Source organism: Sphingomonas prati (genome assembly GCF_014643515.1).
Classification (GTDB): Bacteria; Pseudomonadota; Alphaproteobacteria; order Sphingomonadales; family Sphingomonadaceae; genus Sphingomonas_R; species Sphingomonas_R prati.
In genome coordinates this window covers 485322-498860 of the sequence record NZ_BMJP01000001.1, presented here as the reverse complement: position 1 = coordinate 498860, position 13539 = coordinate 485322, and the positions used below count along the sequence as shown (strand labels likewise).

At 63.5% G+C, this 13539-nt stretch carries 12 protein-coding genes and 1 tRNA gene; 8 read left to right on the top strand and 5 right to left on the bottom strand.

Translation table 11 applies throughout. From position 1 onward, the window contains the following. The first annotated feature begins 26 nt into the window (after nt 1–26). The 5 genes from IEX50_RS02185 to IEX50_RS02165 all read left to right on the top strand — a co-directional run bounded on the left by IEX50_RS02185 (nt 27) and on the right by IEX50_RS02165 (nt 3495). A complete protein-coding gene (locus tag IEX50_RS02185; RefSeq protein ID WP_157177294.1) occupies nt 27–1610 on the top strand; it encodes a hypothetical protein in 1584 nt (527 codons plus the stop codon). Continuing rightward, nucleotides 1607–1900 carry a hypothetical protein gene (locus tag IEX50_RS02180; protein ID WP_157177293.1) on the top strand — a complete coding sequence of 98 codons (294 nt, stop codon included), beginning with the start codon at nt 1607–1609 and terminating at the stop codon, nt 1898–1900. The genes IEX50_RS02185 and IEX50_RS02180 overlap by 4 nt, the downstream gene beginning before the upstream one ends. Before the next feature lie 11 nt (nt 1901–1911). Next, complete coding sequence (locus IEX50_RS02175; protein WP_157177292.1) at nt 1912–2415, top strand: hypothetical protein; 504 nt, start codon at nt 1912–1914, stop codon at nt 2413–2415. Nucleotides 2416–2914: 499 nt separating this feature from the next. Continuing rightward, complete coding sequence (locus tag IEX50_RS02170; protein WP_157177291.1) at nt 2915–3286, top strand: hypothetical protein; 372 nt, start codon at nt 2915–2917, stop codon at nt 3284–3286. Continuing rightward, nucleotides 3283–3495 carry a helix-turn-helix transcriptional regulator gene (locus tag IEX50_RS02165; RefSeq protein WP_157177290.1) on the top strand — a complete coding sequence of 71 codons (213 nt, stop codon included), beginning with the start codon at nt 3283–3285 and terminating at the stop codon, nt 3493–3495. The genes IEX50_RS02170 and IEX50_RS02165 overlap by 4 nt, the downstream gene beginning before the upstream one ends. Nucleotides 3496–3940: 445 nt before the next feature. Here IEX50_RS02165 and IEX50_RS02160 read toward each other — a convergent pair whose 3' ends face one another. The 4 genes from IEX50_RS02160 to IEX50_RS02145 all read right to left on the bottom strand — a co-directional run bounded on the left by IEX50_RS02160 (nt 3941) and on the right by IEX50_RS02145 (nt 7606). Beyond that, entirely contained in the window at nt 3941–4699 is a 759-nt protein-coding gene (locus IEX50_RS02160; RefSeq protein ID WP_157177289.1) for a phage antirepressor KilAC domain-containing protein, read from the bottom strand. 463 nt (nt 4700–5162) lie between these two features. Next, a complete protein-coding gene (locus tag IEX50_RS02155) occupies nt 5163–5924 on the bottom strand; it encodes a metallophosphoesterase (protein WP_188699408.1) in 762 nt (253 codons plus the stop codon). 79 nt (nt 5925–6003) lie between these two features. Next, nucleotides 6004–7401, bottom strand: a complete 1398-nt coding sequence (locus IEX50_RS02150) for a tyrosine-type recombinase/integrase (RefSeq protein WP_157177287.1) — start codon at nt 7399–7401, stop codon at nt 6004–6006. Nucleotides 7402–7515: 114 nt separating this feature from the next. Beyond that, a tRNA-Ser gene (locus IEX50_RS02145) sits at nt 7516–7606 on the bottom strand. Nucleotides 7607–7678: 72 nt separating this feature from the next. On the opposite strand from IEX50_RS02145, the gene IEX50_RS02140 reads away from it, so the two are divergent. Beyond that, nucleotides 7679–8569 (top strand): peptidylprolyl isomerase, encoded by an 891-nt coding sequence (locus IEX50_RS02140; RefSeq protein ID WP_157177286.1) that lies wholly within the window; start codon nt 7679–7681, stop codon nt 8567–8569. A gap of 418 nt (nt 8570–8987) precedes the next feature. On the opposite strand, the gene IEX50_RS02135 is transcribed toward IEX50_RS02140, so the two are convergent. After that, complete coding sequence (locus IEX50_RS02135; protein WP_157177285.1) at nt 8988–9623, bottom strand: hypothetical protein; 636 nt, start codon at nt 9621–9623, stop codon at nt 8988–8990. A 241-nt stretch (nt 9624–9864) separates the two neighbouring features. On the opposite strand from IEX50_RS02135, the gene acnA reads away from it, so the two are divergent. Both acnA and IEX50_RS02125 read left to right on the top strand, forming a co-directional pair. Next, a complete protein-coding gene (gene acnA / locus IEX50_RS02130; protein WP_157177284.1) occupies nt 9865–12561 on the top strand; it encodes an aconitate hydratase AcnA in 2697 nt (898 codons plus the stop codon). 215 nt (nt 12562–12776) lie between these two features. Next, entirely contained in the window at nt 12777–13001 is a 225-nt protein-coding gene (locus IEX50_RS02125) for a hypothetical protein (RefSeq protein ID WP_157177283.1), read from the top strand. Nucleotides 13002–13539: the final 538 nt, after the last annotated feature.

Below are 13539 nucleotides of genomic sequence, written 5' to 3'. Positions count from 1 at the left end.
CCTGCGTCCTCGCAGGGAGATGCACCATGGCCACGCAGTTCAAGCACGCCGACTTCACGCAGACCGCCGCCCCCCGGCCCAATATTCGTGTCGCTTACACCGACGGTCTGACGACCACTGCGGTCAACCGCGCGCTGGCGGCGTCGCCGGCGGCGATCCGCGACGCCACGCTCGACGAACTGGACACCGACACGTCGTTGCGGGGGCTGCTCGCGCGGCGGAACGCGATCATCGAGCTGATGGATCACGAGGACCTGACCGACGCTCGGCAAAGCGAACTCTTCTCCGTTGTGCATGTGTGCGAAGACAAGGTCCTGAAGACCAAAGCCGGGACCGTTGATGACGCCGTGGTTAAAATGATCGCGGCCTTGCAGGTGGCGGCAGAAGGTCACGAGCTGGGGGAGGGCGAGGCGGCCCAGGCAGTTGCCGAAGCGCGCAAGCATTTCGGGATCGGTTACGTCCAGGATCATCATGGCCTGATGCCGGCCAGTCCGACCGGCGCCATCGCGGTCGCACCGTGGATCGACGCCGGCCCGCGCCTTGATGAAACACCGGGTAGTCTCGCCGCAGCCGTCCGCGACGACACTGACGGCGCGGTTCCACTGCCGCCGCTTCCGGTCGGCATCACGGACGCGATGGCGGACCTCTTCCAAGCCTACTTCGCGGCATACTTCTCACACGCAGAGGAGGCAGGGGACGAAGTGGTCGGAGCTGCCGACAACGTTCGCCTCTTCCCCGCGATGACCGTGCCCGATCTCGCGGCCAAACTGCTGGTCGCCGTGCATCACGCGCACCCGCGGTCGACCCCCGACGGCTGGCTCGCCGTGGATCCTGCGGACTTCCAATGCACACAGGCGGGAGAGATGATGCTTTCCGCGCTGACCGACGCTCTCCGCCTTGCCGAGAGTGGAGGCCCGACCGGGACTCGCACCCCGACCGATACGTCGATGCGGCGCACCTGGGATCGTAATCTTGCCGCTTATCGGGTGGCGAATGCCGCCTTCAGCGCAGCCAACGCCCCGTTCGCCTGTATGCACCCGGCAGACCCCGGCTATGCGGCAGCGGAAGCGGCAGTCGACCTTCCGATGGCCGCAGACACCGCGGCAGAAAACGTCCTGTTCGTCACGCCTGCGCCTGATCTGGCCGCGGCGCGGATCAAGTTCGGGATCGCTGTGGATGCGAATGTCCACACGGACGAGGTGCGTTCGCTTCTCGATGATCTCGAGCGGTTCGAAAGGGCTTACGCGCCATTGCAGGTGTCGGATAACGAGCAAGGGGCTTGGCCGGCCGTGTTGGCCTCGTTCGTTGCTGCCAAGACTGCCGAGCGGATCTACGACGAGACGACGTACCTTCCGGCGTTCGCGCGCTACGCGGCGAACGAGGCTGACATTCCGGGGGATATCGAAGAGCGCTCCGACGCTTTGATGAATGCCCGCTTTGCCGCCGAGGAAGCTTTGATGAGCGTCCCGGCACCTGACGCCGCAGCGTTCGCCTTCAAGTACCTGGTTGCTTACGCAGATGGACGTGAAGCCCACCAGTGGGACGCAGCGCTTGCTGCAGAGGCCGCGCGCTTTGTCCCCTACTTCCCGCGGGAGGCGGCACGGGCATGACCGAGAAATGCAATCGCTGCCGCTTCTGGCAGGTGGACGGCGCAACTGCGGTGTCGGGCAACCCGGATGAAGCTTTCGGTTCCTGCCGGCGGCATCCGCCTGTGATCGTCGACGCAATCGCCGATCTCCTTGCGGGTCTGTTGGCGGTCGGCAGCTACCAAACGAGCCGGGTACTGCCAACCGATCAGCTTGCCCAAGCGTCGAGGCAGCCCGCGACCCGCGCGGACGACTGGTGCGGCCACTTCGAACTCCCGCCGCATCGCAACCCCGCCAACCTGCCAATCTGTTGAGGATCTTAGCTATGTTATTTCGTAACTCACGCCAGACGCATCGCTATCCGGTCGCCAAGATCAAAAGCATCGGCCCGTACCTCGGAGGCACGGTAGAGTCGCGCCGGTATATGTCGGCAGTCCAGATGGACGACGGTAACGAGGTAATCATCTACGATAACGAGATACCTGAGGTATCGTACCTTGGGGTCATTCCGGCTACTCCCGGCTATTCCCTCGCCCGCTTTTTCTTGGACGAAGATCCCGTTTTCGTCAGACGGACGCCCATACTGGCGTGGTTCGCAACGCCTGATGGCAAACTCGTGCCTGCGACTGCCGAGGGGGTCTGGGACGGCGTCCAAGAGGACCAGCCGATCGAGTATCCCGACGGACGCGTGACGGACGGTTGCGACGGTGAGTATCCGAACGCTGATGAGTTCGCTCAAGCGAAACTACGGAACCAGAAGGTTCTGGCTGACATGAACCGCGCGCAGGCGTTCACCGCCGCAGCCGATAAGCCTGAGGCAGCTTCGTGATCGCCGGCATCCCCACTCAGGACGCGATCGCGGACGCCTGGGCTGAGTACAGCGCCGCCACGCAAAGACTGGTCACCATGGAACGGGAAGCTGCTCCATCCGCCGCGCGAAGGGTTGCGGCAATCAAGGCTCACCGCCTGCAGCGCGCTTTTACCCTGATGTCGGAGTTGGCGGAGATTGGGGTGAAGCTGGAACCGCCTCTGTCCCTCGTGCGGACAGCCGGAGGTCTAGGCGCAAAGGTCGGTAGCGCCGACGCTCGGCCCTGTAGGCCGCAGTCAGGCGCAATCACCAACGTTGAGCTGGTCAATAGCCGACTGGAACACCCCGTAGACCAGCTTCCAGATCAGACGGTCAGTGTAGTCTGCGATCATCGTACGAATCTCCCAAGTCCCCAAACCGTATCCGGCGCTGGTAGACACGGAGCATCACATGCGATGCTCAAAACGCTTAACGGTGATTTAACTGTAACTGATCCCGAAATGGGACGGAGTAAGACGTTATGACAATGTCCGATCGGCAGGCGGCGGGGCTGACCAGCGGGCATGGAAGGGCGGCCGGACCGACGTTCTTCAAGCTCTGGATGCCGTACCTGTTCCAGCGGGTCGACCATCCGAAGCGCAAGAACGCGTTCCTTCCGCTGAACCGCGACTATGTGCCGCTCGGCATGACGCGAGGCGAATGGATCGATTACGAGAAGGTGATGCCGACACACGGCGTCTTCTTTGCCCGCGACCCGGCCCACCTCGACGTCTGGTGGAACACGCGGGATGGCAAGCAACTCTGGCTGTACGACGACAGCGTCGCCAGCCGGCTGACGTATTTCGAGCGCTTCGAAAAGCTGATGCTTCGGCAGGTGGAGGTGATCCAATGACCGACAGCTTGGACAGGCTGCTGCCGATCGCGCGCGTCAGCGAAGTCGTCGGGCTTAGCCGTGCGATGATCTATCGGAAGATCCGCGAGGGGACCTTCCCGGCGCCCCACAAGCCGGGCGGGGTCGCGTCGCGCTGGTCGGAGACCGAACTGCGCGACTGGCGCGAAGAAGTTGCGCAGGCACGTATCGCTAGGTTGAGGGCGGCCTGAGACGACGCATACGGATTGGAAGGCGCGGGGCTCAAAAACCCGGCACCAGTTTATTTTGCTCCGGGCAAGGACTCCAGTTCGAACTCTGGCGCGCTGGTGCTGTTCCAATCTTCTAGAACTACCCCACACCCGCACTTGAAATCGTCTTGGTCCCTTGCTGCGTAATCATGCAGCGTGCGTCGGTAGATCCGGCCGCAATTCTGACATTCCGCATTGCCTCTGTCGCTCGTAGTCCAAGCTCTACCCACCATCTCTCTCCACCGGCTTATGCTTAACGAGTTTCGCTAAGTGCTCTTAAGCGCACGGGGTCGTCATCGGTTGCAAGGGCGCGCGCGACCTCCTTGAACGTTCAGATTTGGTAGGCTCGTAAGACATAGACCGTCGTTACGAGCGAAAAGGGCAGTCTGTTAGGGCCGCCCAAGTTTCTCCGCCGTCGGTGGTAAAGCTACGCTGCCATGGCGATCGGCGGGAACTCCTTCGCCAGCCGGATCAAACCCTTCGGCGTCACACGGACCTGCGTGATGGTCTTCTCTGACCCGTCCGAACGGCTGACGACCGTGGTCTTGTGTTCCAGCAACCCGCGCTGAAGCTGGATCTGGTAGGCGATGCTCTCGTTGCTACCGGCGCGGGTGTATATCCAGCCGTGCGACCGCAGGAATGCGAACAATGCTTTGGGCTGGACCTGCAACGTCTTGGCAGCGTCGGTGACACAGAGCGAGCCGTCCGAGATCGCGATGCGCTCCAAGGCCTGAACCTGGGGCCGCATCTCTTCGACCTCGCCTTGCAGTTCCAGCACCTTCTCCGTGTACGACAGGAGAATGCCGCGCATCGCCGCGGGATCGTTCAGCGCGGCCATGGGATCGACCACACCAAAACTTCCAGTTTTGCGGATCGCCGGAATGACCTCCGACGTGATCCACTTCTTGAACGCCTTAGCTTCGGGTTTCCGGCTAGTCAGAACGAGCGACCAGAGGCCGGACTCGTTGATGATAGTGAAAGCCTGAACCTGCGGGCCGGCGATACCCTCATCATTAGTGAGGGTATCCTTTTCATCATCGTCCAGCCGGGTTGCCGCCTGCGACGGGTTGCCCATGCCAAGAACGGCGCACACGTCTGCCAGCATGAACCACGGATCACCGTTCTGGTCGATCACACGAACAGGCTGGTCGCCAAAGGAAAACGGGATTAGATTGGAATTGGGCATGTCAGATATGCCTTATGTAGCCTGCGTCGGTGACGAGGCGGGTTGCCGGAAGAGGTGGACGGAAGGGATCGCTTCCAAGGGCTAGGCCCTTCCGTCCTCTCACGCGGCTGGTGGTCCCTGCCGCGGTTACCTGCCGCCGATGGCGGGGCGTTCACCGGTCCTTCGTCATCCGACGATGGTAGACACGTACTTACCGTGCTGTTGAATAGCAGCATAGTTGGCGGTTAGGACCAACCCCAAGCGCAATAAGTAGCCAGCGGCCAACCGTTCGTCGCATTGGCTGTTTTGCGTCGTCTACCAACTCGGTATTTTGCGAACTTCCTCGTTGGCGTAGATGATGCCTAATTGCACTCGTTGGTTTTACCGCCGTCAGACTCGCCAACAATGCTGAACGGTTTCGGTTTTTCGGGCAACTAGCAGACAGGGGGTGTGAAGATGTTGCCGGCCTACCGGTCCGCCAGCCTCAAGTCTGGATCACCCAGCTTTCTGTGCCTTCCAACCCAACCGCGCTCAGCCGCTCACTCGTGTAGGCGCCGGTATCAACGCCTATCCGGTTTGGCAGTATCTCGACCTCCTTGCTGGGGGTATGGCCGTGGACGATCCGTTTGCCATGCCAGCGTTTGCTCGTCAGAAACTCGTCGCGGATCCATAACTGGTCCTGCGCCGTCTGCTGCGTCAGCGCGATTCCCGGGCGTACACCGGCATGGACAAACAAATAATCACCGCATGGGTATCTAAGAGGCAAGCGGCTCATCCAGTCGATGATGCTGGGAGGCACATTGGCGAGCAGCGCGGCAAGCTGGTCTTCCTCGGTGCCCGCCAATGCTGCTTTGGTTACGCCAAACCCGCTGAGGGTCGCGGTGCCACCATGTCTCAACCACATTCGCAGCGCGGTGCGGTTGCCTTTCCACGCATCCACCATCGCGGCTTCGTGATTGCCACGCAGGCAAATGAGTCCAGGCTGCATATGCGAGGACAGTGTAGAAAGCAGCGGCGCCGCATAGGGGCCACGATCGATAATGTCCCCGAGCAGGATCACCGTCACGATCGCGCGCACACGTAATGCATTGTCGCACTCTATCTGGCGCAGCAATACGTCTAACAGGTCCGCCCGGCCATGGACGTCACCGATGGCGTAGATACGCCTGCCGTCGGGTATTGCGGGCGAGCGCATATGCTCAATGCGCAATTGTCTCGAGAACAAGCGGGACAATGTGCGCCACATCCGGCGCAGGTTATTCGATACCGTTAACCAAAGCGATCAGCGGTTTTTACAGAATTGCTCTTCCTTGTCCGGAGTCGTATTAGTTGGCGAGCGGCTTTGGATTTCCGATCGAGTACCGGATCGGCTGTCCCAGATGCACCTCCGGTGGCCACATGTCGGCCACGAGCATATCCGCCCAGGTCTGCGCCAACTCACGCCGGCGGGGCATAAAGGCGGCCCGGTTGTACGCGCTCTCGACCTTGTCCTTCGGCACGTGCGCCAGCATAAGGTCGATGACGGCGCGGTCGTCGGGATTGCCGGAATGCTTCGCCCACTCGTTCATGATCGTCGAGAACGCGGCGCGCCAGCCGTGCGGAACGTGCCGGTGGTGGTAGCCGGCACGGTTCAGCAGGTAGCCGATGGCGTTCTCCGACATCGGTTTGCGCACATGCCTTTCGTTCGGAAAGCAGAGCGGACCGGTTCCGGTCAGGCGGCGCAGGACGTCCAGCACCTCGACTGCCTGGTGGGACAGCGGGACGAGATGGTCACCGCCGGTCTCGGCCTTGCGTGCCTTCTCGCCCTTCATGCGCGCGCCGGGGATGCGCCAGAGCGGAGCGTTGATCTGCACGCGCTCGCCGGCCTTGACCGCGAACCGCGGTTCCAGATCCTCCATCTCGTCCCAGGCCGCGCCTCGTAGCTCCCCGGGGCGAACAGCCGTAAGGGCAAGAAAGCGCAACGCGAACTTCGTGACAGTGCGCGACCGCTCTGCCTCGGCATCGATCAACACCTGCCGGACGCCGGTCAGGTCGGTAATTGCAGGTTGCCGGCCTCTAAGGACGATCGGCTTCAGCGCGCCGCGTACAATCGCGGCCGGGTCGTTCTCAGCGATGCCGGACGCGATCGCGTAGACGAACACGGCGGACATGCGTTGGCGCAGTCGCTTGGCGGTCTCGACGGCGTCCCGGTCCTCGATCTTCTTCAGCACCTCCAGTACCTTCGACGCCGTGATGACTGACAGCGGCAGGTTGCCCAGCTGGGGGAAGACGTCGCGTGCCAGACTGGTGATCACGTCGCTGGCGTGGTGCGTCGACCAGCGCGGCACATTCGCTTCATACCATTGCCGCGCGATGCGCTCGAACGTGTTGCCGTCGGATAAAGTCCGAGCCTTCGCTGCGATCCGTCGCTCGACCGCAGGGTCGCGGCCATCACGCAAGAGATCCTTCGCAACATCACGGCGTTTCCGCGCCTCGACGAGTGTGAGAGCAGGGTAGGGGCCGAACGTCAGGGTCTTCTGGGCCGGCTTGCCTGACGCACCCACGCCGTAGGTGTAGTTCATCCGCCAGTGGCGTCCGCCGGTCGGAGTAACGTGGAGATAAAGCTGGTTGGAGTCGGTCAGCTTGTAGGGTTTCTCCCTGGGCTTCGCGGCCTTGATCTTAGCATCGTTCAGCACGCAACCCACATACCATGGATTGGCGTTTTGATACCATGGATTATCCATGGAAGTGAGTAGACGCCGGTAGACGACTGTCGATACCGCAGGCGTCAGAAACAGCAGAAAAGTGGCTTAAATCAAGGCCCTGTAGACGGGCATACATCGCTGGATATGGTATATTGGCGGAGCGGGAGGGATTCGAACCCTCGAAGGGCTATTAACCCTTACACACTTTCCAGGCGTGCGCCATCGACCACTCGGCCACCGCTCCGCGTCCTGGAAAGCGCGCCCTATCGGGTGATGTGCGCTTCCGCAAGCGCCATTGACATGGCATGCTTCAGAGATGATCCTGCCCTTGCTCTTCATGTTGGCGATGCAGTCGCCGGTTGTGGCCGCCCCGGCCGCTTCGGATGCCGCGAAGCCCGTGACGCCGGGGAGTGTGGTGGCGGGCGCGCCGGCGTCGGCGTGGGTGGACGTGCCAGCGGACCGCGTGCTGGTGATGGAACTGACCGGCGGGCGGCGGGTGACGATCGCGTTGTCGCCGGATTTCGCGGGGCCGCATGTTGCCAACATCGTCGCGCTAGCCCGCGCGCACTGGTGGGACGGGACGAGCATCAACCGGGTGCAGGACAATTATGTCACGCAGTGGGGCGACGCGACGGAGGCGAAGCCGCTGCCGCCCGGGATCAAGGCGCCGGTTCGTGACTATGACCGTCCGGCGGCGGGTCTGGCGTTCCGGGCGATGCCGTACCGCGACAGCTATGCCGCGGCGGTGGGGCATGTCGGCGGCTGGGCGGTGGCGGAGGACGCCGGGCGGGCGTGGTTGCCGCATTGCTACGGCATGGTCGGGGTGGGGCGGAACCCGGCGCCGGATACGGGGACGGGGGCGGAGTTGTACGTCGCGGTCGGTCATTCGCCGCGGCAGCTCGATCGTAACATCGCGGTGGTCGGACGCGTGTTGTCTGGGATGGAGGTTATGGCCGCCCTGCCGCGCGGGACGGGGGATCTGGGGTTCTACACCGATCCGGCGCAGCGCACGGGCATCGTCCGGGTGCGGTTGATGAGCGAGCTGCCGACGGGGGAACGGCAGGTCTGGCAGGTGATGGACAGCCGGTCGCCGACGTTTGCGGACTGGATCCGGGTGAAGGCGAACCGGAAGGACGATTTCTACGAGCGTCCTGCGGCCGGGCTGGATATCTGCAACGCTTTGCCGCCGGTACGGGTGCGGCCTTGAAACAGGCCCAAGCCGTGGCAGGATGGCAGGATGGCAGGATGGCAGGATGGCAGGATGGCAGGATGGTGAGTAGAGCCGGAGCGCGTTCCACACTGTCCACCTAAGGGGCGCTGTTGGCGTCTCGGCTGCGTTCGACGGGTCCCTCGACTTCGCTCGGGATGGACGGGTTGAGTAACAGCATCATGGCGTTCGGATGATCGGCTGCGACTAGGTTTGGTGAGAGCTTGTCGCTGACGTTGCGCAACGTTCTCGACAGGCTCGAACCGAACGGGATTTGCGGTTCTCCGAGTTGGTTCGGGAAGTGGTAAGCGCGGCAGGATATCATTCCGCCGCGCTACCCGATGTCCGTACCGACGCGGCACCCTGTCAGCGTACCGCGACATCCAGTGGCGGGGAGCGACACTCCCCGCCGTCATGGTCAACGCTGCCGCTGGACGCGGTTCTGGATGCGGCCCACGATGCCGTCGCGGCGACCGCCGCCGCCACCGTTGCTGAAGTTGCGCGGTGGGCGACCGCCCCCGTCGGCGCGGGGAGGGCGGGCGCCGCCGTTGTTCTGGCGGAACTGCTGGCGGTCCTGGCGGCGTTCCTGACGGAAGTCCTGCCGATCGCCGCGGCGATCCTGGCGGAACTGGTCCTGCGTCACGGTACCGTTGCGCAGCCCGCGGCGATCTTCGCGCCGTTCCTGGCGGAAGTCCTGGCGGTCATCGCGACGATCGCCGCGATAGGCCTGGCGCTGCTGCTGCCAGTAACGCTGCTGACCGCTGTTCCAACGCGAACGACGTCCGCCGCGGTCATAAACGTAGTAGCCGTTGCCCGGATAATAGTAGTTGTTATACCAGCCCGAGCCGTAGCCGCCGGCCAGACCATATCCCGGTCCGCCGTAATAGCCGTCGTTGAACCCACCGTATCCGCCGCCGTAGCCGCCATAACCACCCGCGACGCCGTAGCCTGCGTTGATACCGCCATAGCCATAATCGTCATAGGCGCAGCCGCCGAGGGCAAGCGAGGCGACCATCAACGCGCCGGCCGCAAATGTCTTTATGGAAAAAACCATGTCCGCTCCGTTCGTCTTCTATCTGTGTGATGGGCACTTCTTCGCACATCCGCGTTGAACCGCCGCTGAACTACGATTGAGCGATCGGTTGCGATATCGGTTCCGCTTTTGTCCGCGGCGGGGGCGGTACGCGGAGCGGGTGGCGAGGAAGACGCATTGACCCAGTGCGCCCCGCGCCCTTCCCCAAACGCCCCCCCCTTGCTATGCGCCCCCTCAAACGTCGCAGATCAAGGATACTTGCATGACCGCCATCGGCCAGGACACGCTCGGCACGCGCACCACGCTGGAGGTCGGCGGCAAGACCGTCTCCTATTATTCGATCCCGAAGGCGGCGGAGAAACTGGGCGACGTGTCGCGCCTGCCATTCTCGATGAAGGTCCTGCTGGAAAACCTGCTGCGGTTCGAGGACGGCAAGACCGTCACGATCGACGACCTGAAGGCGATGGTCCAGTGGCTGACCAACAAGACGTCGGAGCGCGAGATCCAGTATCGCCCGGCGCGCGTGCTGATGCAGGATTTCACGGGCGTCCCCTGCGTCGTCGATCTGGCCGCGATGCGCGATGCGATGAACGCGCTGGGCGGCGACGCGCAGAAGATCAACCCGCAGGTGCCCGTCCACCTTGTGATCGATCACTCGGTCATGGTCGACGAATTCGGCACACCCAAGGCCGCCGAGCAGAATGTCGAGCTGGAATATCAGCGCAACATCGAGCGTTATGAATTCCTCCGCTGGGGTTCGATGGCGCTCGACAATTTCAAGGTCGTGCCGCCCGGTACCGGCATCTGCCACCAGGTGAACCTGGAGAACCTCGCGCAGACCGTCTGGACCTCGGTCGACGCGAATGGCGAGACCGTCGCCTATCCCGACACGCTGGTCGGCACGGACAGCCACACGACGATGGTCAACGGCCTGGGCGTGCTCGGCTGGGGCGTCGGCGGGATCGAGGCGGAGGCCGCGATGCTGGGGCAGCCGGTGTCGATGCTGATCCCCGAAGTCGTCGGGTTCAAGCTGACCGGCACGCTGGCCGAGGGCATCACCGCGACCGACCTGGTGCTGACCGTGACGCAGATGCTGCGCGCCAAGGGCGTGGTCGGCCGCTTCGTCGAATTCTACGGCGAGGGGCTCGATGCGCTCAGCCTCGCCGATCGTGCGACGATCGCCAACATGGCGCCGGAATATGGCGCCACCTGCGGCTTCTTCCCGGTCGACGATGCGACGCTCACCTATCTCCGCCTGACGGGCCGCGAGGACGACCAGATCGCGCTGGTCGAGGCCTATGCCAAGGCGCAGGGTTTCTGGCGCGATGCGGCGGCGCCCGATCCGATCTTCACCGACACGCTGGAACTCGACATGTCCGGCGTGCTGCCGTCGCTGGCGGGGCCGAAGCGTCCGCAGGACCGCGTGCTGCTCGATGCGGTGGACGAGAATTTTAACGGCGAACTGCTCAACGGCTACAAGAAGTCGGGTGACAGCGACGTCCGCGTCCCCGTCGATGCAGATGGTGACCGCGCCGCGCATGACCTGGGCCACGGCGACGTCGTGATTGCGGCGATCACCAGCTGCACCAACACGTCGAACCCGAACGTCCTGATCGCGGCCGGTCTGGTCGCGCGCAAGGCGAACGCGCTCGGCCTGATGCCGAAGCCGTGGGTCAAGACCTCGCTCGCCCCCGGTTCCCAGGTCGTCACCGACTATCTCGACAAGGCTGGGCTCAGCGCCGATCTCGACGCGCTCGGGTTCAACCTGGTCGGCTATGGCTGCACCACCTGCATCGGCAATTCGGGGCCGTTGCCGGCGCCGGTGTCGAAGGCGATCCACGACAATGATCTGGTCGCGGCGTCCGTGCTGTCGGGCAACCGCAACTTCGAAGGGCGCGTGTCGCCCGACGTGCGCGCCAACTTCCTGGCATCGCCGCCGCTGGTTGTCGCCTACGCGCTGAAGGGCACGGTCCGCGAGGACATCACCACGACGCCGCTCGGCCAGGGTCGCGACGGGCAGGACGTGTACCTGCGCGACGTGTGGCCGACCAACCAGGAAATCACCGACATGGTGACGTCGCACATCGACAGCGGCATGTACCGTTCGCGCTATGCCAACGTGTTCCTGGGCGACCGCCATTGGCAGGGGATCGCGGTCGAAGGGTCGGACACCTACAGCTGGGCCGCCGGCTCGACCTATGTCCAGAACCCGCCTTATTTCGAAGGCCTGTCGATGACGCCGGCACCGGTCGCCGACATCGTCGAGGCGCGTCCGCTGGCGATCTTCGCCGACAGCATCACGACCGACCACATCAGCCCGGCCGGATCAATCAAGGCGGACAGCCCCGCCGGCAAGTATCTGTCGGAGCATCAGGTCAGCCGCGGCGACTTCAACAGCTACGGCGCGCGGCGCGGCAACCACCAGGTCATGATGCGCGGCACGTTCGCCAACATCCGCATCAAGAACCAGATGACGCCGGGGATCGAGGGCGGTGTCACGCGCTACATCCCGACCGGCGAGACGATGGCGATCTACGACGCCGCGATGCGTTACAAGGAAGACGGCACGCCGTTGGTCGTGCTGGCCGGCAAGGAGTATGGCACCGGTTCGTCGCGCGACTGGGCGGCGAAGGGCACGATGCTGCTTGGCGTGCGGATGGTCATTGCCGAGAGCTTCGAGCGGATCCATCGGTCGAACCTGGTCGGCATGGGCATCCTTCCGCTGCAGTTCGCGGTCGGCGAGAGCCGCGAGACGCTCGGCTTCGACGGGACGGAGACCTTCTCGGTCGAGAACGTCGCCGGCCTGCGCCCGCGTCAGCAGGTGACCGTGACGGTCGGGCATGCGGACGGCCGCACCTCGACGTTCGAGGCGCGTTGCCGGATCGATACGGTCAACGAGCTCGAGTATTTCCTGAACGGCGGCATCCTGCAGTATGTGCTGCGGAAGCTGGCGGCTTAAGAACAGACGGCGGCGGGCGTGGGGCAGGGTGCCTCATGCCCGCAGGCTTGGGAGTGTTTCTCAGCGACGGAACAAATCCGCTCATAGTCCGTAACAACTACCCCCTCGCCAGCCGGGACGTCATGCGCTACGCTCCGGCTATCGTCGCAGTGTCAAAGCAAGCATCCGGCGACTGAGAGACGGTTCGTGCTCCCGCTTGAATCAGGAGCAGCGCCATGAGCACCGTCGAAGATTATAGCGCGAAAGCCGCCGAGAGCCTGGCCGCTGCCGAAGCCGCGACCAGCGAGCGCGACCGCGCCTTCCATCGCCGCGCCTACAGCATCTATCGCAAGCTCGTCGCCAATGTCGGCGAAGCCGAAGCGCGCGCCGCCGAGCGCGTCCCCGCCCGCGTCGAAGCCGCCAAGCGCGCCGCCGCCGCCAGCGCACTCCGCCAGCGCTGAACCAAGGAACATCGAAATGGCCAAGGGTCAGAAGAAGAGCAACAAGGAAGTCCGCAAACCGAAGAAGGAAGCGGACAAGAAGATCGTGCCGTTGGGGACCGCGATCGGGATGAAGGATTGATTTGAGGCGGTGGGCCTGCGGCCCGCTGACTTGAAGTCCGGAGCTTCCATTTAACTCCTTACGATTGACCGGACCGCTGCCCGTTTGGTTCGAGCCTTTCGAGAACTCCGCACGAGATTCTCGACAGGCTCGAACCAACGGGTTTCTTGTTAGAAAAACATAGCGTCCTCTGCCCGGCATTACTTCAGGCTGCGCGCGGCCGCTCGACCTCCGACTAGTCGGTCTTATTTGGACGGGTGCCCGTAAGCCGTCCGCGTCTTCGTCTTCTGATGGGATCCAGACGAAAGGCGTGTGATGCGGTTGATGACCTCGGCGTTTCGCCGGGGATCGGTTCGGCCAAGCCACTCCCCCTCTCCCAACCCTCTCCCCAAGGGGGAGAGGACTTTCTGTTCGTCATGAAAGAACGAGCGCGTCACC

What these genes read in the sequence shown, in the direction of transcription:
- IEX50_RS02175 (WP_157177292.1), top strand. Translation starts at nt 1,912, where the DNA reads ATGTTATTTCGTAACTCACGCCAGACGCATCGCTATCCGGTCGCCAAG.
- IEX50_RS02140 (WP_157177286.1), top strand. Translation starts at nt 7,679, where the DNA reads ATGATCCTGCCCTTGCTCTTCATGTTGGCGATGCAGTCGCCGGTTGTG.
- IEX50_RS02180 (WP_157177293.1), top strand. Translation starts at nt 1,607, where the DNA reads ATGACCGAGAAATGCAATCGCTGCCGCTTCTGGCAGGTGGACGGCGCA.
- IEX50_RS02155 (WP_188699408.1), bottom strand. Translation starts at nt 5,924, where the DNA reads ATGTGGCGCACATTGTCCCGCTTGTTCTCGAGACAATTGCGCATTGAG.
- IEX50_RS02150 (WP_157177287.1), bottom strand. Translation starts at nt 7,401, where the DNA reads ATGGATAATCCATGGTATCAAAACGCCAATCCATGGTATGTGGGTTGC.
- IEX50_RS02160 (WP_157177289.1), bottom strand. Translation starts at nt 4,699, where the DNA reads ATGCCCAATTCCAATCTAATCCCGTTTTCCTTTGGCGACCAGCCTGTT.
- IEX50_RS02165 (WP_157177290.1), top strand. Translation starts at nt 3,283, where the DNA reads ATGACCGACAGCTTGGACAGGCTGCTGCCGATCGCGCGCGTCAGCGAA.
- IEX50_RS02185 (WP_157177294.1), top strand. Translation starts at nt 27, where the DNA reads ATGGCCACGCAGTTCAAGCACGCCGACTTCACGCAGACCGCCGCCCCC.
- IEX50_RS02135 (WP_157177285.1), bottom strand. Translation starts at nt 9,623, where the DNA reads ATGGTTTTTTCCATAAAGACATTTGCGGCCGGCGCGTTGATGGTCGCC.
- IEX50_RS02170 (WP_157177291.1), top strand. Translation starts at nt 2,915, where the DNA reads ATGACAATGTCCGATCGGCAGGCGGCGGGGCTGACCAGCGGGCATGGA.
- acnA (WP_157177284.1), top strand. Translation starts at nt 9,865, where the DNA reads ATGACCGCCATCGGCCAGGACACGCTCGGCACGCGCACCACGCTGGAG.
- IEX50_RS02125 (WP_157177283.1), top strand. Translation starts at nt 12,777, where the DNA reads ATGAGCACCGTCGAAGATTATAGCGCGAAAGCCGCCGAGAGCCTGGCC.